Source organism: Rhodococcus mengyinensis (assembly GCF_048381435.1).
GTDB lineage: Bacteria > Actinomycetota > Actinomycetes > Mycobacteriales > Mycobacteriaceae > Rhodococcus_F > Rhodococcus_F opacus_D.
Window position 1 is genome coordinate 18263 of sequence record NZ_JBLWIT010000162.1, and the last position, 22999, is coordinate 41261.

The window sequence follows — 22999 nt, forward strand, 5'->3', positions numbered from 1 at the left end:
CGTCATGCCCCCAGCTTCGACGAGACCTTCGCCGCGTGCGACGGCATCAGCACCCCTACCCCGAGCGTCGCGGCGAACGCGGTGTCCTGGGAGAACCACATCCGTTGCAGCCGCAGTCGTGAACGCACCCCGAGGTCTTTGGTCACCGCGTCCGCCTTCGGCACGTCCGCATCTTCTGGAACGGTGACGGTGACCATCAGGCCCACCATCGTCAGGCCGTGGCCCTGTCCCTGGTCTTCACGCTGTTCCTCAACGTCGTCGAGGCGTTCTTGTGCTTCGAAGCTCGGGCCTGCCTTGCGGAAACGGTTCATGCCGCTCTTGGCGTGCTTGAGGTCGCGTTCGATGATCCGCGCCGATTCCACAGGTGCATGGGGGCGGTAGCAGATCGCGACGCGCTTGCGCATCAGATCCGGGTTCGGGTCCAGCAGGGGCCGCAGCACGGTTTCGACGAACGCCGACTTCGGTCGTTCGGCCATCTCCCACGTCGTGGAGAAGCAACCGTCGTGGTACAGGGTCGACATCTTGGCCTTCTGCGCCATAGGACCGGCATCGTCCCAGGTGAACCCGTGTCCCTCGTCGGTCATTTCGGCGAGTTCGAGGTCGTTGACTGCGGCCGGGGTGTAGGCCCGTTTGGTGAGGGTGACGATCTCCTCGGGTGCAAGCAGGCGGGGGTTGAGCTGAGCTTCGTTCAGGACGGTGAGCACGCCACCGAGTCGGCGAGCCATTTCCTTGATCTGCTCGCCCGGATCGTTGCGGCGCGAGTTGGTCGTAGCACGGTAGGTGATCGCGACCCGCGCCCACAGTCGCGGCGATCCGTCGGCGAGATATTCGGCCGACTCGAGCATCATGCGTGCGGGTAGCTCCCCGCCGTAGAGCCCGTCGCCGCCGAATCGGCCGGTCGGGTCGCGGTGGGCGAGGGCACGGACCTCGCGGCGCAGCCGGTTTCCGGTTTCGATGCCGTTCTCGATGATCACGGTCACGCCGTCGACGTCGCCGCCCATCGAGATGAAGTTGACCGCCGACCCCCAGTTGAACACGCTCAAATCGACTGAGTCCTGGTCGATTGCTTCATTGCCCTGCGGGTAGCACTCGATGACGACGGTGAACTGGTTGGTCTTTGGCATCTGGATCACGCCGAACTTCTGGCGTGCCCGGTGCTGGACCCAACCTTCGTGCAGCACGCTCTCGTACAGCACACCGGGAAGTTTGTTCGTCCCACCGGGGACACGGGAGAATCGCCCTGACAGGTACACGTTCTCACCTCTCGAGATCAGTAGGGACCAGCGGATGAGTAGAGACATCCACTGGTAGAGGGTTTTGCGTTGGAACCGTGCGATGAGCGGAGCGCCGAAGAACGTCATCACCGCGGCCATCAGCAGGGCGGACGTCAGCGGGAGACGGGCGAATGCGAAGACAGCGATACCGATGCAGGCAAGCAGGTAGACGCTGGCGATGATGTTGAGGCCGAAGAAGAACGACTCCTTCGGCACCGGGCCGAGGCGAAAGACCTGGCGCTCCCGGGTAAGTGGGCTGGTCACTTGTGTACCTCGTTTCCACCGGTGAACGGCCGGCCGGGGATGTCACCGGCGATGTCGTTGGCGATCGTGTCGAGGGCCTGTCCGCTGCGTGCCGCACCAGCACGGGCCGTTGCCGCGCCGCTGGACAGTGACCGGACACCGCCGCTGGGCCGCGACCCTCCGCCCGGACGGCGTTGGCCGCCGCCGTACGAGGAGGGGCTTCCACTCATCGAGCGTTGACGGGCACCGCCGCCGGTACCACCACCGCCGCCACCGCCACCGCCACCGCCACCGCCACCGCCAGCGGAGCCGCCGCTGCTGTTTCCGGTGGCCCCGCCATGGCTGCGCATTGCGCCACCACTGATGGCGCGGGCTCCGCGGCCCGCGGCCATCACAGCCGCGGATGTTCCGCCGGAGGCGAGCATTCCGGCCATGGCACCAGCCCCGGCCGCGGGGCCAACAACCGCCATCGGACTTCCGGAATTGGACGTCGACACGTTGAGCACCCGCAACAGGGCTGGGAGTGCGACTGCGGCGACGGTCAGCAGGATCAAGCCCTGGAGCTTGGTGACATCGGATTGTGGGTCGGCCGCCCAGAACGCTACGGCCATCACGGCGGCCGCGGCAGGCTTGAACAGCACGAACGCGATCGCCCAGTTCCGCATCTTCTCGTAGGACTGCGAACCCATTTCGGTGCCGGAGGCAGCTGCGGCAACCGGCAGCAAACCGACGATCACCATCAAGAACGCCTGCCGAACGACCAGCAGCACCGTCTGCATGAATGCGCCGAACATGCCGAACAGGGCGATGAAAAACACCCATCCCGGTCCCCAAGTCGAGTTGTCATCGATGAGCATTCCCTCGACCTTCGCGCCGAGGTCGGTGCCACCGGATTCGGTGAGCAGCCAGATCGCAATACCGTCGGAGATCTGGATCCCCAGCCCGAGTGCGACACCGAAGACCGTCATCGACATGATCGTGCGAACGAAAGTCCGTACCAGATCCATCGCGGGGATTGCTTCAGAGCCGTTCTGCGCAAGCGCAATCCGGATGCAGGCGACAATGATCGACAGCACCAGCACGAATCCCTGAATGGGCAGCATGTACGACTGGAGTACGTCGAGGTACTGCGCATCCGAGAGCACAGGGCTCGGGGTGGTGAACCACCAGTTCAACATCGTGCCCCAGCCGTCTGCGACGCCCGCGACCAGCGACTTGACGTTCTTACCGAACTGGCTGTCCCACATCTTCTGCAATGCGTCACCCGGATGGGAGACGACGTTGGCGACCTTGCAGACCTGCTCACTGGGGTTTGCGATGAGCTTGCGCACGATCTGCGACGGTTGCAGCCACGAGCCGGTGTCTTTGGTCATCGATTCGCAGTACTGGTCGAACCCGAACGTGCCCTCCCCGGGCGCACCGGTGCCCACCGGAGGCAGCTCGGGGGTCGTCGGCTGCGCCTCTGCCGGGCCGCTCTCGGGAACCGCGTAGGTCGTGGTCGCGCACACCTGAGTCGTGGCGCCACCACCGAGCGGGATCGTGGTGCACGACCCCTGGCCCTGCCGCTCGACAGTGGTGTAACCGGCCGGAGCCGATTTCGCCTGCCCCGCTGCGCCGAGCAGGATCGCCCCCTCCGGCAGGTTGTTCGCTTGCCGGGTCGGCTCGTCGACCAGCGAATATCCCTCGGGTGCGGCAGGAATCCGGGCTGGATCCTGAGCGGCGGCGGTCGCGGCGAACGCCGTGGCGACCGAGGCGGCGACGACCGCCACCAGGCACAACGCCAGTGCCGCATGCACCACCCGACCGACACGTCCCGCCACTGCGGTCACCATGTCGTCCACCCGCTCAGTGAGGTCGATGTGCCGGTGGGGTCGCCGAGCTGTTCGGGGAAGGTCAGCTTCCAGTCACCGTCGACCCAGGAGGCGATCAGCCGGGAGGTCAACCACTGGTCGGCGCCGTCATCGGCCTTCTGCGCGACGCTCGCGTACTCGATTACCGCCAGGTCGTCGGCATATTCGCGGACGCGGAAGGCATCCGCCTTGCTCTGGTGGGACAGCACCGCATCGGACGCCCCGCGATGGTAGGGGCCTTCGGAGTCGAGCTGGGAGTACAGCTCCCGGCGCTGCGAGTCAGACATCACGACCTGACGGTCGTAGATCTCGCGGGCGACCTCGTTGTTCGACGCCCCCAGACGCATCGCAATCTGCCAGGCCGCCAACGCCGCACCCTGCGGACTATGGGCGAATCCGACTGCCGTCAGCCCGTCCACCGCGATCGGCCCATCCGACGTCGAGAACGGCACGATCGCACCGTCGTTGACCTTCTGCCAGGACACACCGGCCGGGGCTGTGACCGGCGCGGCCGGGCTGTACGGGCCGTGCTCGATCTGATTCTGCGGAAGCGCCCATCCACCTGCCCATTTCGGGAGATCGACCCGGCGGCCAAGCCGGTCGACGGTTGGCGCACCGAGCCCTTGCGTCGCATCGTCGGTGCTGTTCGGCGCAGCGGGTGCGGCCGACGGATGCGACGGGACGATCTCGACCGGCCCCCTGCTTTCAGCGGCGTCATCGCCGCCGAAAAAGCGCACCGCGACCGCGACGAGTGCGCACGCAACCACCACAACGACGACACCGATCGCCAGGTACGTCCCTGTGGTGATCGAGCGGCGCTGCTCTTCGGGATCGGGGGAACCCTGGGAGCCCAGGGAGCCCAGGCGGCTCATCGTGCGGCCTCGAACTCGGTGAACCCGTCCAGATTCGCGAGAGAGGCCGCGGCGGGTGCCTCACTGTCTGGTCCGGGCAGGACGAGTTTCCAGTCGTCACCGGCCCACACGAGCGTGTGGGTGGTGGCAACGACGGTGGTGTCCGCTCGCTTGCGTGCCAGCTCGACCACGGCCTGTTCAGGCGTGTAGTCGACGACACGGAATCCGGTGATCGATGCTTCGGTGCCGGTCGGAGCCGGTCCGGTGATCGTGATCATCGCCCGGTTGACGGCGTACGTGTCCCGGCCCTCCCCCGGTGCGGCGACCGTATTCGCGACCTGCGGCCACGAGTTGTCCGGGGCCAGTCGCAGACGAGTGATGCCCTGCACGGCAGCGAGGACCGCGCCCTGCGGGGTGGCCGAGTAGCCACGAGCGACATCTCCGTCGATCGTGGACGGTCCGTCGCTGACGGAGACCGGCAGCGGTACACCCTGCCAGTTCTCCCACTGCACCTGCTGCGGGGCGGTGGTCGTGTCGATCACCTGTTGTTCGGTTCCGGGAGCGGTGTCGTCAGAACCGCACCCGGTGATCGTGAGAAGGATGGTCGCGGCGGTAGCCGCGGCGAAGATGTGCCGTTTCATCGAAATACACTCCGTCCAGACTGAAAAGGGGGCTCGGATCGGTTGAGGACTAGGACAGGACGAATCCGGCGATCTGGCCGGCCGAGCCGACGGCGATCGCCGCGCCAATGACCCACGCGATCTTGCGAACAACCGCCGTCGTGGGATTGCCGAGCCAGAACACCCACCACAGCAAGCCGGCCGCGGCGAGGATGGCGACCACGAAAATGGCCCCGGCGAAATACACGCCAAACCCGAGGAGCTGCATCATCGGATCGGTCACTTCCTTGGGCAGCGGCCTCGACGGCGGTGCCGGTTGGGTGTGCAGAATCACGACATTGCCCAGGTCACCAGGGCTGCGGCGATCGACATCACGCCCGCACCCCCGACGGCACCAAGGACGACCTTGATGCCCTTCCCGCTCGTCGCACCGCGGTCGGTCATGTGGTCGACCCACATCCAGCCGCCGCCGATGATGACACCCAACACGGCGCCTCCGGTAAGCACCCACAGCGTCACCCCGATGAACTGCCAGAGTTTGGGACCGCCGGGCGGCTGGACCGGCTCGGGCTGCGGGACTGCGAGGTAGACCGTGTGGGCGGCGTCGAACAAGGTGTGAATCATGGCTGTCGCTCCTCTGTAGGGGTTTGCAGAAATTGCAGGATGGTGGCGCGGATGGATTCGCCGGCCGCGGCCACCTCACGGGGCACCGTGGTCTCCGGTGGTTCACGTTTGCGGCCGGTACCGATCGGATCGCCAGGGCTCCACGAGGGAAGCTCGCTCGGGGTCAAGGAGATCCACTGTTCGATCCACGGGATACGCCAATGCCGGTCATCGACCAGACCCGCGACGACCTCGAGGCGTTGGCGCAGCGGCGCTGCGAGCTTTCCGGGCTTGGCTGCCACGGTGACCAGCCCGAGCAGCGTCGTCGGCCCGCCATACCCGGACAGGTGTTGTGTGAGCAGGTCGTGGGCCTGCCCGATTCCGGCCGCGTGCTCGCGGGCCACGACGAGGACGAACGGCGACTCCTCCTCGAGCCCGCCAGGAAAGGCGCGCTGAGTGTCCCCCGCGATCGACCAGGACGCGGTCAGCATCGATACCCCCGCCCCACCGCAGGCACCGACGAGCCACCAGGACGGGGTACGTCGGTCGTCGGGTACGTACACCGGCTCGGGCCAGATATCGGCCTGGCATTCCGGTGGCGGCGGCTCGACCAAGGGATGAGCGGACAGCGCAGGTGCTGCGTCCGATGCGCCGTGCTCGGCGTGCCACGCGGCACTCATTTCGACCGCTCCACCGGGGCAGGTTCCGGACGTACCGTGTGCCCGAAGTCCTCGGCCACCAACTGCGCCAAGCCCCGGTACGCATTGCGGGTGGCCGGTTGCAGCCGCTCCCAATAGATTTCCGCGCCCTCATCCAAGTGCCGGTCGAACGGAATCGTCACTACCGCCCGCACACGGCCGTCGAAGTAGTCCCGGACCTGCTGCTCGGACAGCGGAGTCTTCGACTGACCGGAGATCCGGGAAATGACCACCACTGACCGCTGCACAAGCGGCTGGTAGTGATGGGCATCCAACCAATCGAGCATTGCGTTCGTACGGGTCACCGCCGACACGTCGAGTTTGGTCGGTGCGATCAGCGAGTCCGCCAGATCGAGAACGCCGCACATCACCGGGTGGGTGATGCCGGTGCCGCAATCCGACACCAGCACCTGGTAGTGGTCCTGCAAGATCGTCATCGCCTGCCGGTAGTCGCTCTCGCTCAACGCTTCCGACCGGGCGGGGTCGTCGTGTGAGGCGAGTACCTGCAACCCGGTCTCGGCCTCGAGCGTGTGTGCACGGACGTCCGAGTAGCGATCGTGTCGGGTGTCTGCGATCAGGTCGTAGATCGTCGGTGCGTACCCGGCGCGGGCGCCGACCTGCGCGATCCGCTCGGCCAACACCCCCGCGTCCGGATTGGCGTCGACCGCGAGCACCCGGTCGCTGCGCACCGACGCGAATGCGTGCCCGAGTGCAATCGACACCGTGCTCTTGGCGACCCCGCCCTTGAGGCCGGCGACCGTGATCTTGTGGTCACTGCGAATCGGTGCGGCGATGCGCATGTCGATCTCACGCTCGCGCACGTCCGCGGGATTCTCCCCCGCGTTGATCGTCTTGAGTGACGCCATGAACAGCGCACGCCGCCAACCTGACCTCGGCACCGGCTTGACCTGCTCGACGACCAGGTCGTTGCGCTGGCCCAGGCGCGGAAGCATTGCAGCGTCGGCGGGCACCCGCACCGGTGGGCTCACCGGCAAGGGTGAGCCCACCGAGACCGCAGACACGCCGACCTCAGCGGCGTCGGGTGCGGTGTCGTCAGCCGCGAGCGGCTTCGGAGCGGCTGTAATGTCTGCCCGTAGCGAGTCGTTGTGCTCCGGCGACACGTTCATCGCCGCTCGATCGTCACGGAGCGGCACGACCTGCCCGGTCTCGGAGTCTTCGTCGAGATCGTCGTTCCACTGCGCCGGGAGCTGCGGCTCGTCGTCGCGTAACCCGTCCATCCAGTTCTGGCTCATCTGTGCTCCCTCAATTGCCTGGTGTCAGCCAGCCCGACGAGTCCTCGTCGGTGGTGGGGACCATCAGCCACGGATCCTGTGGCGTCGAGGACGTCGGTACCGCCGTCTCGGACGTGGCCGGTTCCGGTCGGGCATAGGCCGGTGCGACCGAAACCGGTGCGGTGAAGTCGTATGCCGCGGCTGGCTGTTGCGTTTCCGGCTGCGACCACTGCAAACCCGGAAGGCCCTGGTACGAGCCCTGACCAGTGACGGGGACAGTCCGCGAGAACGCCCCGGACGCTGCTGCGGGCAGAGAAGACCCGGCCTCCAGGTCACGAATGACGGCCTTGATCCACTCGGTGGCGAACGTCAACCACGTCCCGCCGCCGGAGGTGACCGCGTCGCGCTGATACGACTCGTGATTCGCGCGCACCGCCCAGTACTTGACGTCCGTCGCCATCTTGACCAGGCCGGCGTTGTCGGTGAGTTCGTTCTGAATAACGGTCTGCACTGCCTTCGCGGTCTTATTGGTGATGTTCGCCGGAAGCAGCTGCAAAGCAGCCTCCCCCGCCCTCGCCGCCAACAGGGCGAGACCAGCCGCGGGATTCGCCAGCCCCACGGCGGCAACCTGAGCGATGTTCTCCATCGTCACAACGTTTTTCACGAACGCGACCGCGGTGTTAATCCCGATCCCGAGGACCTTGTCGATCGCGGCGAACGCGTCGACCTGGTGCTCCGGGTTCGAGGCGTCGGCTGCACGATTCGACAGCGAATCCTTCGGCCGGTAGTCCAGACCGCGAGTCGTGCCATCCGTGGAGACGATGTCGTTCTCGATCACATCGGCAGTCATCTTCAGCGCGGTTGTGCCCAACACTTCCGACGCAGACATCAAGATGCCCACCGGGTCGCGGGTATCGAGATCCATCCGACCCGACACGTTCGTCACCAACCTCGCCAGCGGAGCGTCCGCAGGTGTGTCGCAGGCAAGGTCCCCCGCAGCGCACGCCGAGGCCACCCGGCCGGTCAGCGCACCGAATGTCTTCGGAGTCTCCGCGGTCAATGGTGCGATGCCCCCACCCGTGGTCTGGCCGGTGGCGGCCGGAGCGTCGATCCGGGCAACCTCGCTGCCGCGGGTACCGGGCGCCGGATCGGGATGCTGCTGGGAGACAGGTCGTCCAGGGAAGATCCCGTCACCCTGGTCGCGGGTCGGGTCCGAGAACAGCATTCCCATCGCGACTCGCGACGGTGCGATCGGACCCTGACCAGCTCCAATGAGACGCAACGCTGTCGACGCGACGTTCGCGCCTTGGGAATAGCCAAGGAACCCGAACTTCGTGCTGGGGCACTTCGCGGCTTCGTCTGCGACGACTTTCAGCGTGTTGTCGACGCCACGCTGGTACGAATTCTCGTAGGAGGTCCCGGCGAGTCCGTAGTCGGCAGGATAGGGAACATAGGTGCGGGCGAATTGGTCCGAGTCACTGACACCGCCGAACTCGCTGAGAACGGGCAAGATCGCCGCCGACAAGGTGCCGGTGTCCTGCTTGGGGTCCGTGCCCTCACTCGACTCGGTGGTGCCCTGCGTGACGATCACGTGCAGCATCGGGCACCCATCGCTCTGCGCGTTCGCCGCACCCGGTGAGGCTGTGGTGGTCACCTTCGACCACGGATCGTTCCCTGACGTCGGGCCAGAGCTGGTCGGTGTCAGTGACCCTGTATCCCACGGGTCGGTGGTGGTCGTTGTGGGCCACTCGCTTGGTGTGACCGGCTGCGCGCCCGCCGTAGTGGCGGCCGCGGCCGTCACTGCCACACATAGCGCAGCGGTCGTGGCAGACCGCGCTAATCGGTTGAGCTGCATCATTTCTCCGTTCCAGTGGTATCGGTGATGGAGGCGATGAGGGTGCGTCCGCCCTCAGTTCGGGTGCGCACCAGCTGTGTCCACACCACCGGATCCGCTCCGGGAACCATGTGCGTCAGCTCGACGCTGTATTCGTCCGGTGCGCGGGTGGTGATCCGCAGGCAGTGGCGGGTATCGGCGGGGATGGTGTCGATACCTTCCTTCTGCAGTTGTTCGGAAGTACCGACCGCGGCGTCCGGTGTGGTGAACTCCCGGGCTCTCGCACCGCTGCGGTCGACGTAGTAGGCGTAGTCGAAGCCGAGAATCGCTTCCGGTCCGGAGGCGAATCCGCCTGGTCCGGCCCCGGTGACGACCCCGCCCTCGCTGGACTCCGCACACGACGGCGCCGGCGCCGCAACGACGGAGGAAGACACCGCTTCCGGGACCGCCGGATTCGCCGGGGAGGTCATCATCGACGACATTCCGTCGACAAAATCGTCGCTGCCCGTGGAGTCTTCCGGCATCAACGCCCAAACTCCGGCACCGACCAACCCCACCGCTGCCATCCCCACCGCCGACACCGCGGCCCACGCCATCGGCCGACGGCGACCGCTTGGCTGCCGCATCGGCCTCGGGGCGGGCTTCTTCGGGGTGGGCTTCGGGTTGGGGCGTTCCGCAGGTCGCGGGGGTGCGGACTTCGTTGCCTGCGCTTCGCTCACCGACCGCGCATCAAAATGCCGGGGCGGTGCCGGTGCTGCCGGTCGCCTCGGTGCACGAGGTGTGCCCGGAGCATTCGTACGTTGTCCGCGTTCCCACGGTCGGCTTCCCGGCCGGGTGACGGGACCACGATCAGACGACGACATGGTCAGATCCCTCCTCGATTTCCGCTGGCAACGACTGCACCGGGCACACCCCGCACTCCCCTACGCGTTCAGGCCCGCTGTGAACGCATTCCATGCAGCTCCGGCCTGCTCGATCACCGGCGCAGCGGCAGCCGCGGCATCCGCCCGGGCCTGCTCTACCGACGCGACGAGCTGGTCGCCGCCGGGTTGCGCGAGGGCAGCCTCACGTACCGCGGAGGTGCTTTCGGAGAACGTCTGCTGCGTCTGAGCTGCGTATTCCGGTGCCGCCTCGGTGTACTCACGCACCTGCTCGACAACCTCAGTGCCGCCGGGAACCGCCTCGACCTGCTCAATCACCTGCTGCGTCTGCCCGGTCACTGCCTGCGCGTCGACCACCGACGGGATCCACAACGGGGCCAGGGCGGGTGCCTCCGGCGCCGGGGTAAGTGCAGGCTCTTCGATCACTACGTCCTCACCGCCGAATGCGGTCGCTCCGACGATCCCGCCCGCGACCGCGCCGACAATGAAACCGGCCATTGCCGCGGGGATCCCGAGTGCGGCTGCACCCGCAGCCCCGCCGATCCACAGGCCGTTCACGCCCCCGATGACGGGGCCGACGACGATGCCAACACCCGGGATGAACACCGACGCCAATGTCGAGCCAACCGCGACACCCACGACGGTGCCGACCATCGCGCCAGCTGCCCCACCGAGCACCGCCATCGGGGCACCCACTGCGATCGCCGTACCGACCCCGCCGAGCGCCGCCCCGGTCACCGCGCCCGCCACAAGCCGATCAGCCTGCTTCGTCGGCACACCGAGCGAGGTGACGAAGTTCCCGCCATCCGCCTGGATCGCAGACATCGTGTTGCTGAGCTGCTGGCCCTCCCGCTCCGGGACGAACCAAGGCCGATCAAAGAGTGCGGCACCGAACAGGAGCTTGTTCGGCGGCGCCTGAATCGGGGCAATCCCCGGCCGCTGCACCATCGGCGGAGGTGGTGGGGGCAGGACCTCAGGCTGCGGCTCGACAAAGCTGGGAGCGCTGTCCTCATAGTCGTAGTAGGCCGGTCCGACGTACGACGGCTCGACGTACGGCGGCTCGACGTACGACGGTTGGGTATAGCCCTGCTGGTAGTCCTCGTACGACCGCCACTCGGCGTTCTCAACCTGCTCCGAGGGCTGGTAGCCAGGCAGGTATTCACGCTCTGCCTGCGGAGCGGATGGTGCCGTCACACCAGGCTGCTGGCTCGGTGGTACCGCTACCCCAGGCTGTCCGGGAGCTGCCTGCGCGACACCGGCACACACTAGGCACAACGCAATCGGCACCGCGCACACCGTCGCGGTTCGATTCGAGCCGCGACGGTGCCGGCCACCGCTCCTGTTCGTCGATCTGGCGACCTTGAACATCACTTACTCCTCCATCGGAATCATGAAACCTGTTGTTGCGAAACGTAAATGCGTCACCGGCGCCCACCGATAGTTCAGTTGGTTGTCATCCGATCCCGCCCCGAATGAGCGCAGCCCGGAGTTAGACGGCCGACTGGAGGCCAATCCAGGGCGACGAGTACCGCACCAGCGAGTGGCCTGCGGGGCAGGTCGAAAACCCAGGAAGAACGAGGCTGTAGCACCTGTAACCGGGTGCCCGTCCAGCGCAATGAGCGACGACGCTGAGCGGTCGCACCCCCTCACTCGTCGAAATCGGATCGTGAGGAACGGACTCGCTGGAATCTGCCTGTAACGAAAACGGGGCGACAGTAGGATTAGTAGGCGGGTGGATCTGGGCACCCAAAGACATCGGAGCCTCCAACTGGGTACAGAAATGGCCCGCGGGGATCCGAGATCCTGCGGCGTGGACGTTTACGTGCTGAAACGCTGTGGGGAGTAGAACCCCAGGTGCGGGCGAGGACGCCAATCATCACCGCACCTGGGGCTTGCTCATCTATGGGGCCGGCGCGCGAGTCCGGAAGCTGGGAAGCGCGACGTCGCGCATGGTCAGAGTTCCGGTCGAATGGGCGTTGACCGGGGACGAATCCGACGGATGTACATGCCGCCGTAATGGGCGAGGCGAAATGTAGCCCGGGGTTCGCGTTCTTGATGATGCCGAAACAGGCTGAGCGCATGCGGAAGTCGCGGGATGACCCCGTGACAGATACCGCAGACCAGTTCGAGCGCAACGATTCAACCCATCTTGGATATGACTGGGAAACGGTGTGTGCGTGTACGCACAACACCGCGCTACGTCTCGAACCTAGGTGGCCGGAGCCGGGCTCAAGGAAGACCCCGTGAGGGGTGGCCGGGAAAGTATAGGCACGCGCACATTGTTTGCGCAACGAATGCGGGAGTGACATGCCGGCGACCTCCTCCCCGAAGCTGCCTACTCGATTCCTACACCGACAACACTAGTTGACGCTATTAATGTACGCAATTGATGTGCGGAGATTTGTGCAGCGATCGACCAGAAGGGCGCAACAATGAGTGGGGAAAGTTCAGATCTGCAGCAGGGAGATTCGATGCCGCGCATCGGCGTACGCGGCTTCAGTGGTGCCGCGCTCGACCGTGCGCTCGCACGTAAGAAGATCACCGCCGAAGACCTCGCCGACAAAATCGGGATGAGCCACCAGGCTGTATCCACCTGGCGGCGTGGGAAAGCCGCGCCGACTCCGGCGGCGCTCAAGAAGATGGCGGAAGCCCTCGGGATCTCTCCGGCCGACCTCACTCCGATACCGTCCGGCAAACTCCGACTGGCCGACCTGCGGTTTCACGCCGGGTTCAACGGCCGGGCTGCGGCGAAGGAGCTCTCAATTTCGCCAACGTCGCTGTCCGAGATCGAGCGTGGCCGCAAATCTTACGATCCCGCAATGGCATCCGCATTCGCAGAGCTCTACGCGGTCAAGCTGGAGGACGTCGCAGCCGCTTGGGAGCGCACTGTCGCGGACCGCACGACACGCGTGGACAATCTGTAGACTTGTCCGCAATTAATGTTCGCGTTTGTTGAGCGCGACGTCGAGGTTGTCGGGGTATTGGTGCACGCCAGCGTTGGAGCCCGACTCCCAAACTGCCGCAGCTTCGGCGTGTCGGCGGTCCGGGGGCCTGAATCTGCGGCAGAATCAGCCGCGGTGGTCAACCGGCAAAGAGCGCCGGTCGAAGAGAGAGGGGCGCATCAAATGGCTCAGCCGTACAAAGGCCCACGTATTGGGGTCTCCGGGCGAGTGCCTGTAGCGGTGAAGCATCTCCTCGATCAGAAGAGGGCGGAACTCGGTCTCACGGAGAGCCAGCTCATCGCTGATGTTCTCAGTCTCTACGTCGGCCGGCCCGATCTCGTTCGCGAACTTGGCCAGGAGGTGCTTCCGCTGACGGCCTGAACGACAAATTCAGCAACGGTTGGGGTTGGGCGACTCCTACTGATTGCCGCCATATTCGTTTAGCAGCTACGCAGCCAGACCCGAGATACGAAAAACCCCCGCTCCGTGGGCGCGGAACAGGGGTCCTCGAGGTTGGCGAGAGTGAGCGAGCAACTCCCTCTCAGCGGTACTGCTATTCCCCGAAGGGACTGTCTTGCGTGACAGAGCCCAGGGTAGCACTGCGCACCCTGATGCAGGTTCAGCAATCCATGCGCGTGTCTCGACTCATGAGTACGCGACGACCAATTACGGCGGGTACCGCGGTAGCAGTCCTGCTCGTCCGCGATACGGCACGGCCCGTACGCCGCGCACCATCCCGGGCCATATCTGCGGGCATCAGTGCAATTCGTTGACCCCAGCGTTCATCAATGCGATCGGCGGCCCCGAGGAAGCATGCCGGCGATTCTGCAAGGTGACACTCGACCTCGGCGACGGCGCGTACGGCGGTATCGCCGTATGGAGCGGCGAGCAAACCTGGGTCGAGATCGAGGTCCGCGAGGCATACAAGAGCCTCTACCTCATCATCCGCCCCGCTCTTTGCCGGATTCGCGGAGGCGGTGGCATCTCGCTTAAGGCGCTGCTCAAGGTCGCCTCTGAGATGGCGGCCGCCGCCAACCACGACACCGGACAGAATTCCCGACTTAAAAACGACACCCTGATGGAGCGGACCGGGTACTGCAAGAGCACCGTGCAGCGCGCCAAGCTCGCCCTCAAGATGCTCGGCGTGGCCACCGAAGTTCTCCGTGGGCGACTCCGGCGATGGAAGGACCGCGGTGATGGTCTGGGGTCCGAGCGCATGGGGTCCTACCGAGTCGGAGACAGGTCGCGCGGCTGGGCATCCGTGTGGGCGCTGCACCCGCGCAAGCCTGTGGATCAAACCCGCAGATCAGTCGACGGATCCATACAAATGGCACCCCACCCCCCTAGGGGTCACTCTTTAGATCATTCCTCTCGTAGAGAGGTTTCTAATACAAAGCGATCTGTGGAAAAACGAGCCGCTTCGCGGCGCCCTGAGACGAGGGTTCAACGCGAGAAGGCGGCAGCGAACCGGAAGGGTGTGTTGCTGGCTGCCAGGTGGCTCGGCAGTCCACGAACGGCGGCATGGGCACGGCAACATACCTCGAGGGGTTGGGGACCGGCTCTGGCCGAATCAGCCGCTCATGGTTGGACGGCGGCCGACCTCAACGACACGATCGATACCTGGGCGGCCGCACGTCGGGTGACCCCAACCCCGAAGTCTCCGATTGCATTCGTCCGCTGGCTCCTAGGGCAACAAGATCTCGCCTTCCCTCCGCATGTCCTCGCGCAAATTGCGTTCGACCAGGAGAAAGCCGAACGGGAACGGCAGGCGGCCGAGTTTGCCGCCGAGCGTGCTCGGTACGCGGATGCTGCTGGCCCCGACTCCCCCGGCCGTCGTGCTGCTCGCGCTGCGATCGCCGAACACACCGCGCTCATCGACCAGCGCAGGAGGGATCGGCGGCAGCGTGAAACTCAGCAAGAGTTGGTCGCCCGCGCCGAGCTGGTCGCTCGCCGCCGAAAGGACCAGCGGGGCTGACCGCGACGATCCGGACCGGGCCGGTCATGGGCGGTCAGGGGCGGTCAGGGGCGGTCAGGGGCGGCTGTTGTCCCGCGCTGCCCATCGACGGTGGAAGCTCTCGATCGTGGCGGCGTCGACATCGATCGGCCGATGCGCAAGCCACCGAAGGTAGAGCCGGTCGTCGAGATTGCGAGGATGCGCCCCCGGTCGATCCGCTGGCTGGTCCAGGTGCTCCGCCAACATGTACTCGAGGAACTTCGGAAGCTCGCGTCCCGGGCCGGCGTTGCGTTCGACGGTGTCGATGATGTGCGGTAACACGACACTGGAGGTAGCGGCACCCACCCGCAGCAACGCGGCCTCGAGGGCGGCGCTAGGTCGTGGACCAGCAGCTTCGTTCAACTCGGTAGTGGCCTCGAGCAGTTCGGTGAGCGCCAGTACAGGGATCTCGACGGTGCCGGGTCCGACACTCATTACCCGGTCCGGGTCGTCGCGAAGTGCTTCGCTCTCAGTTGAATTCGTACTCATCCGGTCTCCTCCGCGTTCGTCAGGCTATCGCCGAATGGCGATTGCTGAAGAACCATAGTGGGTGCGAACCCGCCACCTGTCGCGTTGAACGTGCATTGCACGTATCTACGACGCGCCCGCCGGTTCGCACCCATCCCGGTGCCTACCAGCAGAGAGGACCTGTGCCCGGTCGTGCCTGAACGATGCCCTGACGGGCCTCCACTCCCCTGGCCGGATCTGCTTCTTCCGCAGCGATGATGGTCAGGTCGGCAGGAGTCCACCCCTCGTCGCCGGCGAACCGGAGGAAGAGCGCCAGGTCGACGCGGGTCATTTCTCCCTTACGCAGGTCATTTCTGGCCTGCTCAAGTACCGGGATGCTCTTCTCGTGGATCTCGGGAACCTCAGTCGCCCACCTGGACAGCGATCCGGGCGGATTGTGATACCACTCCAGAAAGATCCCTGTCGCCAGGGTGAGTTGGCAGACCCCGACAGGATCAGGTGAAGATTCCGCAATCAGTCGCGCAGCCGTCCGCAACGCGTCAAGGCTGAAATCCTGCTGCGGGCGATTCTCGGCCGAGGTGATGTCGTGAACGACCCCGCTGATCTTCTTGCCCTCCGCAGTTTCCCGCGTGCGTGTTGTCATGTAGGTCAAACGCGGCTGCGACCCACGGACTGTCACCTTCGATGCAAACGGCGCACCAGCTGGCTTCGCTCCGATCGCGAAATCTTTTACGTAGTCTTCGTATTCGTTCAGCCGCTCGAAACCACCAAAGAACTTCCAGACATCCTGCACACCGCGCTCGACGGCGGCCGCGTCGGCACCGAGGATGCTCTCTTCGGCACCTGGACCGTGTTCGGTGACCTGCGTCCGGTAGTCCCATTCGAACGCCCCCACGGAGCGTCGAGCAGGTACAGGTTGGCGTGCGTCGCCGACCCATAGCTCCACACCGAAGACCTCGCCGCGCGCGGACAAGATCGGATGGCCGGCCATCCGAGCCCGTATATCGCCCTGCGCTTTGCTGGCGATAGTGATCAGCTCCACCTGCTCTTCGCCGGTGACCGCCACCGCCTCGACTAGCAGTTTCGCCAACTTGCTGATCTGTGCGCCCTCGCCGGGGCTCCTGGCGATGCTCCACTTTCGGTTGCGGAGACTCGTGAACTCCTTCGGTGCTCCACTCTCCGCGACCAGCGTCGGCTCCTCATCGGACCAACGCCCCAGTGTCTCGACAATCAGCCAATTCGCCAGCTTGGCGCTCTTCATGCTCGCCGGCCGCTGTGCTACACGCGGTTCCACCGTGTCAGTCAAATGTTCTACCCCCTTGCATGGGCTAGAACCCTAGCAACGTCGGCGCATTGACTCTGCGGCAGACCTCATCTCCTCGAACATCGCGGCATCATGCGAACAGAAAACCGACACGAGGTCGGTTTCGCGCGCCAGTTGCCTTAAGCGCGAATGATTTTCGCGTACCGCGGCAACGTTGTCCGCAAGGATCGTTTCCACGACTCGCACGGCCCCACGTCGCAAGCTCCAGGGCGCCGACCGGTGAATGGTGGTGTGATGAAAGAACGCATCGCCGGCATGGAACAACCATCCACGCCCGTCGACCTGCAAGGCAACACCGGAATGCCCTTCCGAATGACCAGGTAGAGGCACCAGCCACATGTTCTCGACGCCATCGATCGGATAGGCGAGCTCGAAACCCAGCAGTTGCTCGGTCATCTCGTCGTATGTCTGCACATTCGCGAGGGCCGTGAGATGCGGCTGCCGGTACCTGAACCGTTCAGACAATGTGCGCTGGGCACGTGCCGTTTGTAGTTCTGTGCACGTGGTGTGCACGACGGCGCCGGGGAAGTCCGTTGCGCCGCCGATATGGTCGTAGTCCAGGTGGGTCACGACGATATGCCGGACGTCGGAACTGCTATATCCCAATGCCTCAACCTGATTGACGGCGGTTTCCTCTGCACGCAACGCGGGTCCCAACATCATCGCGGGCGCACCGAGCCGTCGCCGTGGTGACTCGATGTCACGAAGGCCGAGGCCGCTGTCGACGAGGACCAGGCCGCCGGACGTCTCGCAGAGCAGCACATGTGAGACCAGGGGGCCGACAAATGGCGTGAGGAACGTTCCGCAATTCAGATGATGGACTCTGCTAATGGACAAAACTCGACACCGCCCGGAAGTAGGAGTGACCGCAGAGATCGCACTCTGCAGCTGCTACGACCGGAACAAGTGTTGTGGGTCCCGGGAAGAGTCCCCCATTCGAGGGAAGCGGAGTCATAGTACATGGGACCGTGGGTGCACAGATAGCGGGCCGCCGTTGGGGTTTGAATCCGGAACATGTTCCTGCAAACCGCGCTGGTACCGTTCCGCGAGTTGGTTTTTTTTCGCGTTGTGGGCGGAGGTGCAGATGGGTCAACAGGCTAGGGGCTTGGCGACCAAAGCCCAGATCATCTCGGGAGCGGCCGAGGCATTCGAGCAGAACGGCTACGTCGGGACCAGTCTAGAGACGATCGTCGAGAGCATTGGGCTTTCCAAGGGTGCGTTGTACTTCCACTTCGGCTCCAAGGAAGAGCTTGCGCGGGCCATCATCGCCGAGCAACACGCGATCTCCATAGCCGCGGTCGAGGCCATCAGAGGAGAGCACGCGCCGGCGATAGAACAGATCGTGATGCTGTGCCACGAAATGGCCAGGCAGATCGTTCACGAGCCAATCGTGAGAGCCGGCATCCGCATCACCGTCGAGCTCAGCGACAAAGGCTATGGACCCGCCGACCCCTACATCGACTGGATCAACACCTGCGACTACCTCGCACGCCGCGCCATCGACCAGGGCGACATCAGCCATGAGACAGATCCGGCGACGTTCGCGCGTTTCGTGATCGGAGCGTTCACCGGTGTCCAAACCCTCTCACTGATCCACACCGGAGGAGCCGACCTCGAGCAACGTGTCGACGACATGTGGATGCTGCTGCTACCTGGCATCATGCCCCGGTACCGACACAAGGACCTACGCAGAACGCGGAATGCACGCAGTGTTGGCCCTCCCGAGAAGTTCGGGCCAGTCTTCTCGCTGTAGACCGTGGTCGGCGGGGTGCCCGGACACGCATCTCTCCAGCGTGCCTACTGCGATCGCGAGTTCGAGGTGGGACGCGACGAGAACGGAGCGACCTTGAAATCGCGCTGTGGCCGAACGCAGTCACCAGACCCCGACTCTGACGAGGTTTCCCGAGGTGTCTCAACGTCGAACGAGGACGGCAGCGTGGTGTTTGGCATCTCAACCCTTCGATGTAGCCCGATTGAGCAGTGTGGAAAGTACAGCACGCCGCGACTGCGGTGCGACTCGAACCGAAGTTGACAAGCTCGAGGAAGACCCTCCGTTGAGGGGCGACTCCAAGGGCAACCCCGCCCCAAACGGTGAATGCCGCCACCAACGGCAGACCTGGGCTCGGGAGCCAGACTGGACAGTTTCGCCAGGAACTCAGCTTCGCCAGGAACTCAGCGACCATACACCCTTTGTGCAGGTCGAGCTTAGTTCTATGGGATCCCGTAGAACATGCCAACACGCTGGGGATATGTCCGTGACAGGCACATGCGGTATTGCTAGATTCCATAGAGCTATCGGCACTAAGACGCCGGACCGCGGACGCGAGACGCCCACGACCGAAGGATGAACGTATGACGGCTCGGCATCGAGGCGGCAAGCTCAAGGCGCTGATTCTCGCGTTCTGCAACCAGAAGGGTGGGGTTGGGAAGACTACGACAACGTTCCACGTTGCGCGGGCGGCCGTGCTTCGTGACCTGCGAGTGCTTCTGGTCGACATGGACCCGCAAGGCAACCTCACGAAGATCTCTTCGCGCGAGAAGGTCGAAGTCCGGCAGCTGGGCGTCGCGGACGTTCTCACCGAAGACAGCGAGTACGAGCTGGGAGATGTCATCGTCGAGGGAAGGTGGGACGGTCTCTCACTCGCACCCACCAGCGGTCGCAAGCTGATCAATGTCAGGAACGAGTTGGTCGCAGCAAGCATGGGGCGGGAACTGCGTCTGAGAAAGGCGTTGGAAGCAGTCCAAGACGAGTACGACCTGATTCTCATTGACTGCCCGCCATCAGTTGACCTGCTGACCATCAACGCACTGGCGGGCGCCAGCGAGGCGGTCATCATTACGGAGTCGAGCCTGTTTGGGGCGGATGGCATCGGACAACTTCTAAGCACGATCGACGATGTGCGCGAATACTTCCACCCGGAGCTAGAGGTGACAGGCGCGATCGTGAACAACCATGACGCGCAGACGGTCTCCGGCGGTGAGTGGCTCCAAACGCTCAGGGGCAAGGTCAATGTCCTTGAACCGGTCATCCCGCGGCGTGTCGTCATCAAGGACGCAAGTCAGGCCGGCATCGGTCTGGACGAATGGTCTGGCAACACCCGCGCCCATCTCACCGCCGCGCTCTATGCGGAGCTGCTGCCTGCACTGATTGGAGAACACAATGTCGCCCCGGCCTAAGCCACTCGAGAGTGACCTAGAATCGCGCAGCCCTATCGCTCCGGTCTCTGAGGTCGCAGCGCGGCATGCTCAATCACGCCGCCGCGCTCCCGTGCCAACACCTGTCGTGGACGACACAGAGCGAGTCAAGATGGGTTTCTACACCGGTCAGGGCGGCAGAATCCGAGCCGCGTACCTCCACACACGGGGACAAGAACGCGCCGAGACGTTCGGTGAGTTCATGGAGAACGCCGTTCTCGAGAAGATCGAACGGCTCGAGGGACAGCACAACGGCGGCGAGCAATGGCCCAGTGTCGATGCGGGGACGATCAAGAGCATCACTCAACTAGGCGTTGGCAGGAACCGGCCCCGCTAGTCCCAGTCCCTCCTCTGATCCGGAACGCCCCGCGTCTAGCGACGTGGGGCGTTCTCATGAGATCCATGGGTGCGACAGAACTATGGGGCCATCGGAGCTATGAGAACCGCACTGCTACGACGTCTTTCTCATGAGACACGCACGAGCAAGCAACAGTTCCACAGCTATGAGGGTTGCTTCGGTTTCAATCGGGAAGTCCAGAGCTACCGGAGACACCGCAGTAGCAGATGTCAAAAGCGACGAGGGTCGGGGAAGTGAGACGCGCCGAATCTTTGCCGTCCTATCCCAACTATCACGGTCCTACCGGCGGTCCAACCGGTGTGACTGGCGCGCTGCCCTTGGAGACGTGAAGGTCGTGCACGCTGGCCTCGCTCCCCCTCAAGCGGTAGGGCGGCCCGTGCCGCGGGATGGCCTAGATACTCATAGGTGCGACAGAACTATGGGTCCATCGGAACTATGAGAACTGTGTCGCCACCACGTCTTTCTCAGTGAGGCGATCGGGGGATGTCGGTTCCGATATAACCATGGCGGTGAGACCATTGGCCCGGTTGAGTTTCGGCCAGTGCCGCGATCTCCGATACTCGGAGCGAGATGCGCTTAGGTCTCCCCCGCCCTATCTCTGGCTGGTTCCCCGTTGCCGGAAGCTCCACAACCTTCGACGACTGGGGCGCACAGCGTGAGGTGTCCAGTTTCGTCGAGTTCTGCCGCGGGGTGTCGCCCTCTCGCCGGCAGATGGGACGACTGGGCAGGGGCAGCAACAATGCAAGTGCCCCACGGGGAACTCCCGCGACTGCGCAACAGTCCGGGGGGACACGTGGCCGACCAATGGGAGACGTCGACACCATCACCGTAGCCAAAGCGCGGCAACGCGGTCCGGTCGAGGAGGCACCAGGTCCTTGCCGGCTTGCTGCGATGTTGGCGCCCGGATGATGTGCCGTGATGATTTCCATAGGTTCGGCAGCACTATGGATCTATCGGAACTATGAGAACCGCTCCCCTACCAGGGAATCTCAATGAGACACGCGTGCTCTGCCGGGTTCCATAGAGCTATGGGGGCTGGGAGCGGCACGCGTGGGACCTCGCTCTTCGCCGCAGGTGAGTCCGCTGGAACCAAACTAGGAGGGGGAACAGCATGGCTGCCGACACCCGACTCGACGAACTTGCTCGCAGGATCGAAGGGGTCCCTGACTCGCTCCCCGTGAAGTCGCTCTATCGGGCCTTCTTCATCGTCCGCGTCGAACAACTCTCGACCTGCTACTGCCGACCGGATAGCCAACGCCTGAGCAATGCGCTCGACGAGTTCGACGGGCGACTCGCTTCCGCCGCCGGGTCCCTACGACTGTAGGGGGACTCCAAGCGTCCGTCTCTCGGAGGTGGGAAAATGCCCTCTCCGGCCTGGATGTATTGCCTGTTTCATCTGGGCGAGGTGTTGCCGCGTGAGACTCATAGGTGCGACAGAACTATGGGTCCATCGGAACTATGAGAACCGCGCCGCCATCATGGCTTTCTCTTGAGATGTCCTCTAGATTCTCTAGATTCTCTGGATTCCATAGAGCTATGGGCGGATACGATCGAGGCTTCCCGAATGCCGGTGGGGTTTGCTCTCCGGTTGAATGCGCTGGGCCACGATGAGCCGAAGTGATACGTGCAGATCTCACCTTGTCCCATCCGACGAGTCCTGTCCTAGTGGATTGGACGATTCTCGGATGTGGACAGGCATCTGTCCCGACGAGCGGTGCCTCATCGCCAGGAGATTCCCTTTTGCGGGCCGGCAGCCGAAGTGTTGCCGCGTGAGACTCATAGGTGCGACAGAACTATGGGTCCATCGGAACTATGAGAACCGCGCCGCCATCATGGCTTTCTCTTGAGACGTCCTCTAGATTCTCCGGATTCCATAGAGCTATGGGCGGATACGATCGAGGCTTCCCGAATGCCGGTGGGGTTTGCTCTCCGGTTGAATGCGCTGGGCCACGATGAGCCGAAGTGATACGTGCAGATCTCACCTTGGTCCGGCAGCCGAAGTGTTGCCGCGCGAGACTCGCAGGTGCGACAGAACTATGGGTCCATCGGAACTATGAGAACCGCGCCGCCACCACCGTTTACTCCCGAGATGGATGTTGCCGGGTTCCACAGAACTATGGAACTCATGGACCCATGACTCCGGACTGGAGAGATGCAGGACCCCGGCCGGGGTCCTGCATCGCGGCTGCTGAGCCCGATATTGATCGGCTTGCCGTGAGTGGCAGCGGGGGTCGTGGACTCATACCGGAGGAGGGGAGTGATGACCGCGAAGTTCGAGCTGTTCAAGGACGCCGGCGTTTTCTTCATCGCCGGGCCCGTCGTGCTGGTACTGGCTTGTCGAGCGGGGGCTGCGGGTTTCGCCAGGGGTAGCTGTGGGGGGCCCGCCGTGGTTCATCTTGCTGCCGGGCCATGCGCTAGCACTTCGCAAGCGGGTGCTCCCGGGTAAGACGACGTCGTCTCGCTGCATCACAGAACTGTGGAAACTATGAGAAACCATATGTCCTATAGAACTATGGAACTGTGGGAACTGTCATTTGAGCTGGGATTATCACCCGACACGCCGTCAGGTTCCCATAAGAACCATAGTTCTATAGGTACTGTGAGCGGGTGCTGCTCGAGCTACTCTCGCGTCC

The 22999-nt window shown here is 64.3% G+C and carries 20 protein-coding genes; 6 read left to right on the forward strand and 14 right to left on the reverse strand.

The window, feature by feature from the left end; translation table 11 throughout:
- Positions 1 to 2: 2 nt before the first annotated feature.
- From ACNJ7E_RS43570 to ACNJ7E_RS43620, 11 genes are all read right to left on the reverse strand, one after another.
- Positions 3 to 1538 (reverse strand): SCO6880 family protein, encoded by a 1536-nt coding sequence (locus ACNJ7E_RS43570; protein WP_418342690.1) that lies wholly within the window; start codon positions 1536 to 1538, stop codon positions 3 to 5.
- Entirely contained in the window at positions 1535 to 3349 is a 1815-nt protein-coding gene (locus ACNJ7E_RS43575) for a hypothetical protein (protein ID WP_418342691.1), read from the reverse strand. Before ACNJ7E_RS43575 ends, ACNJ7E_RS43570 begins: the two co-directional genes overlap by 4 nt.
- Positions 3343 to 4239 (reverse strand): DUF8175 domain-containg protein, encoded by an 897-nt coding sequence (locus ACNJ7E_RS43580; RefSeq protein ID WP_418342692.1) that lies wholly within the window; start codon positions 4237 to 4239, stop codon positions 3343 to 3345. Before ACNJ7E_RS43580 ends, ACNJ7E_RS43575 begins: the two co-directional genes overlap by 7 nt.
- Positions 4236 to 4859: a DUF8175 domain-containg protein gene (locus ACNJ7E_RS43585; RefSeq protein ID WP_418342693.1), complete on the reverse strand. Its 624-nt coding sequence runs from the start codon at positions 4857 to 4859 to the stop codon at positions 4236 to 4238. The genes ACNJ7E_RS43580 and ACNJ7E_RS43585 overlap by 4 nt, the downstream gene beginning before the upstream one ends.
- Positions 4860 to 4908: 49 nt before the next feature.
- The gene (locus tag ACNJ7E_RS43590; RefSeq protein ID WP_418342694.1) at positions 4909 to 5172 is read right to left on the reverse strand and encodes a hypothetical protein; all 264 of its coding nucleotides are present in this window, start codon (positions 5170 to 5172) and stop codon (positions 4909 to 4911) included.
- Positions 5169 to 5462, reverse strand: coding sequence for a hypothetical protein (locus ACNJ7E_RS43595; protein WP_418342695.1), 294 nt, complete (start codon positions 5460 to 5462; stop codon positions 5169 to 5171). Before ACNJ7E_RS43595 ends, ACNJ7E_RS43590 begins: the two co-directional genes overlap by 4 nt.
- Entirely contained in the window at positions 5459 to 6121 is a 663-nt protein-coding gene (locus tag ACNJ7E_RS43600; RefSeq protein WP_418342696.1) for a hypothetical protein, read from the reverse strand. Before ACNJ7E_RS43600 ends, ACNJ7E_RS43595 begins: the two co-directional genes overlap by 4 nt.
- On the reverse strand, positions 6118 to 7392 hold the full coding sequence (locus ACNJ7E_RS43605) for a MinD/ParA family ATP-binding protein (protein WP_418342697.1): 1275 nt from the start codon (positions 7390 to 7392) through the stop codon (positions 6118 to 6120). The genes ACNJ7E_RS43600 and ACNJ7E_RS43605 overlap by 4 nt, the downstream gene beginning before the upstream one ends.
- Positions 7393 to 7402: 10 nt before the next feature.
- Complete coding sequence (locus ACNJ7E_RS43610; protein WP_418342698.1) at positions 7403 to 9025, reverse strand: cutinase family protein; 1623 nt, start codon at positions 9023 to 9025, stop codon at positions 7403 to 7405.
- Between the two features lie 200 nt (positions 9026 to 9225).
- Positions 9226 to 9924 (reverse strand): DUF8176 domain-containing protein, encoded by a 699-nt coding sequence (locus ACNJ7E_RS43615; protein ID WP_418342699.1) that lies wholly within the window; start codon positions 9922 to 9924, stop codon positions 9226 to 9228.
- 204 nt (positions 9925 to 10128) lie between these two features.
- Positions 10129 to 11280: a hypothetical protein gene (locus ACNJ7E_RS43620; RefSeq protein ID WP_418342700.1), complete on the reverse strand. Its 1152-nt coding sequence runs from the start codon at positions 11278 to 11280 to the stop codon at positions 10129 to 10131.
- 1277 nt (positions 11281 to 12557) lie between these two features.
- On the opposite strand from ACNJ7E_RS43620, the gene ACNJ7E_RS43625 reads away from it, so the two are divergent.
- Together ACNJ7E_RS43625 and ACNJ7E_RS43630 are read left to right on the forward strand one after the other, a co-directional pair.
- Positions 12558 to 13010, forward strand: a complete 453-nt coding sequence (locus ACNJ7E_RS43625; protein ID WP_418342701.1) for a helix-turn-helix transcriptional regulator — start codon at positions 12558 to 12560, stop codon at positions 13008 to 13010.
- Between the two features lie 787 nt (positions 13011 to 13797).
- Positions 13798 to 15003 (forward strand): replication protein, encoded by a 1206-nt coding sequence (locus tag ACNJ7E_RS43630; RefSeq protein WP_418342702.1) that lies wholly within the window; start codon positions 13798 to 13800, stop codon positions 15001 to 15003.
- 54 nt (positions 15004 to 15057) lie between these two features.
- On the opposite strand, the gene ACNJ7E_RS43635 is transcribed toward ACNJ7E_RS43630, so the two are convergent.
- The 3 genes from ACNJ7E_RS43635 to ACNJ7E_RS43645 all read right to left on the reverse strand — a co-directional run bounded on the left by ACNJ7E_RS43635 (position 15058) and on the right by ACNJ7E_RS43645 (position 17650).
- Positions 15058 to 15510, reverse strand: a complete 453-nt coding sequence (locus tag ACNJ7E_RS43635) for a hypothetical protein (protein WP_418342703.1) — start codon at positions 15508 to 15510, stop codon at positions 15058 to 15060.
- Positions 15511 to 15652: 142 nt separating this feature from the next.
- Entirely contained in the window at positions 15653 to 16750 is a 1098-nt protein-coding gene (locus ACNJ7E_RS43640; protein WP_418342704.1) for a GAF domain-containing protein, read from the reverse strand.
- 75 nt (positions 16751 to 16825) lie between these two features.
- A complete protein-coding gene (locus tag ACNJ7E_RS43645) occupies positions 16826 to 17650 on the reverse strand; it encodes an MBL fold metallo-hydrolase (protein WP_418342705.1) in 825 nt (274 codons plus the stop codon).
- A gap of 247 nt (positions 17651 to 17897) precedes the next feature.
- On the opposite strand from ACNJ7E_RS43645, the gene ACNJ7E_RS43650 reads away from it, so the two are divergent.
- The 4 genes from ACNJ7E_RS43650 (at position 17898) to ACNJ7E_RS43665 (ending at position 21690) form a co-directional block, all read left to right on the forward strand.
- Positions 17898 to 18566, forward strand: coding sequence for a ScbR family autoregulator-binding transcription factor (locus ACNJ7E_RS43650; RefSeq protein ID WP_418342706.1), 669 nt, complete (start codon positions 17898 to 17900; stop codon positions 18564 to 18566).
- A gap of 599 nt (positions 18567 to 19165) precedes the next feature.
- The gene (locus ACNJ7E_RS43655; RefSeq protein ID WP_418342707.1) at positions 19166 to 19990 is read left to right on the forward strand and encodes a ParA family protein; all 825 of its coding nucleotides are present in this window, start codon (positions 19166 to 19168) and stop codon (positions 19988 to 19990) included.
- A 106-nt stretch (positions 19991 to 20096) separates the two neighbouring features.
- Positions 20097 to 20345 carry a ParB family protein gene (locus ACNJ7E_RS43660; RefSeq protein ID WP_418342708.1) on the forward strand — a complete coding sequence of 83 codons (249 nt, stop codon included), beginning with the start codon at positions 20097 to 20099 and terminating at the stop codon, positions 20343 to 20345.
- Positions 20346 to 21477: 1132 nt separating this feature from the next.
- The gene (locus tag ACNJ7E_RS43665) at positions 21478 to 21690 is read left to right on the forward strand and encodes a hypothetical protein (RefSeq protein WP_418342709.1); all 213 of its coding nucleotides are present in this window, start codon (positions 21478 to 21480) and stop codon (positions 21688 to 21690) included.
- Positions 21691 to 22999: the final 1309 nt, after the last annotated feature.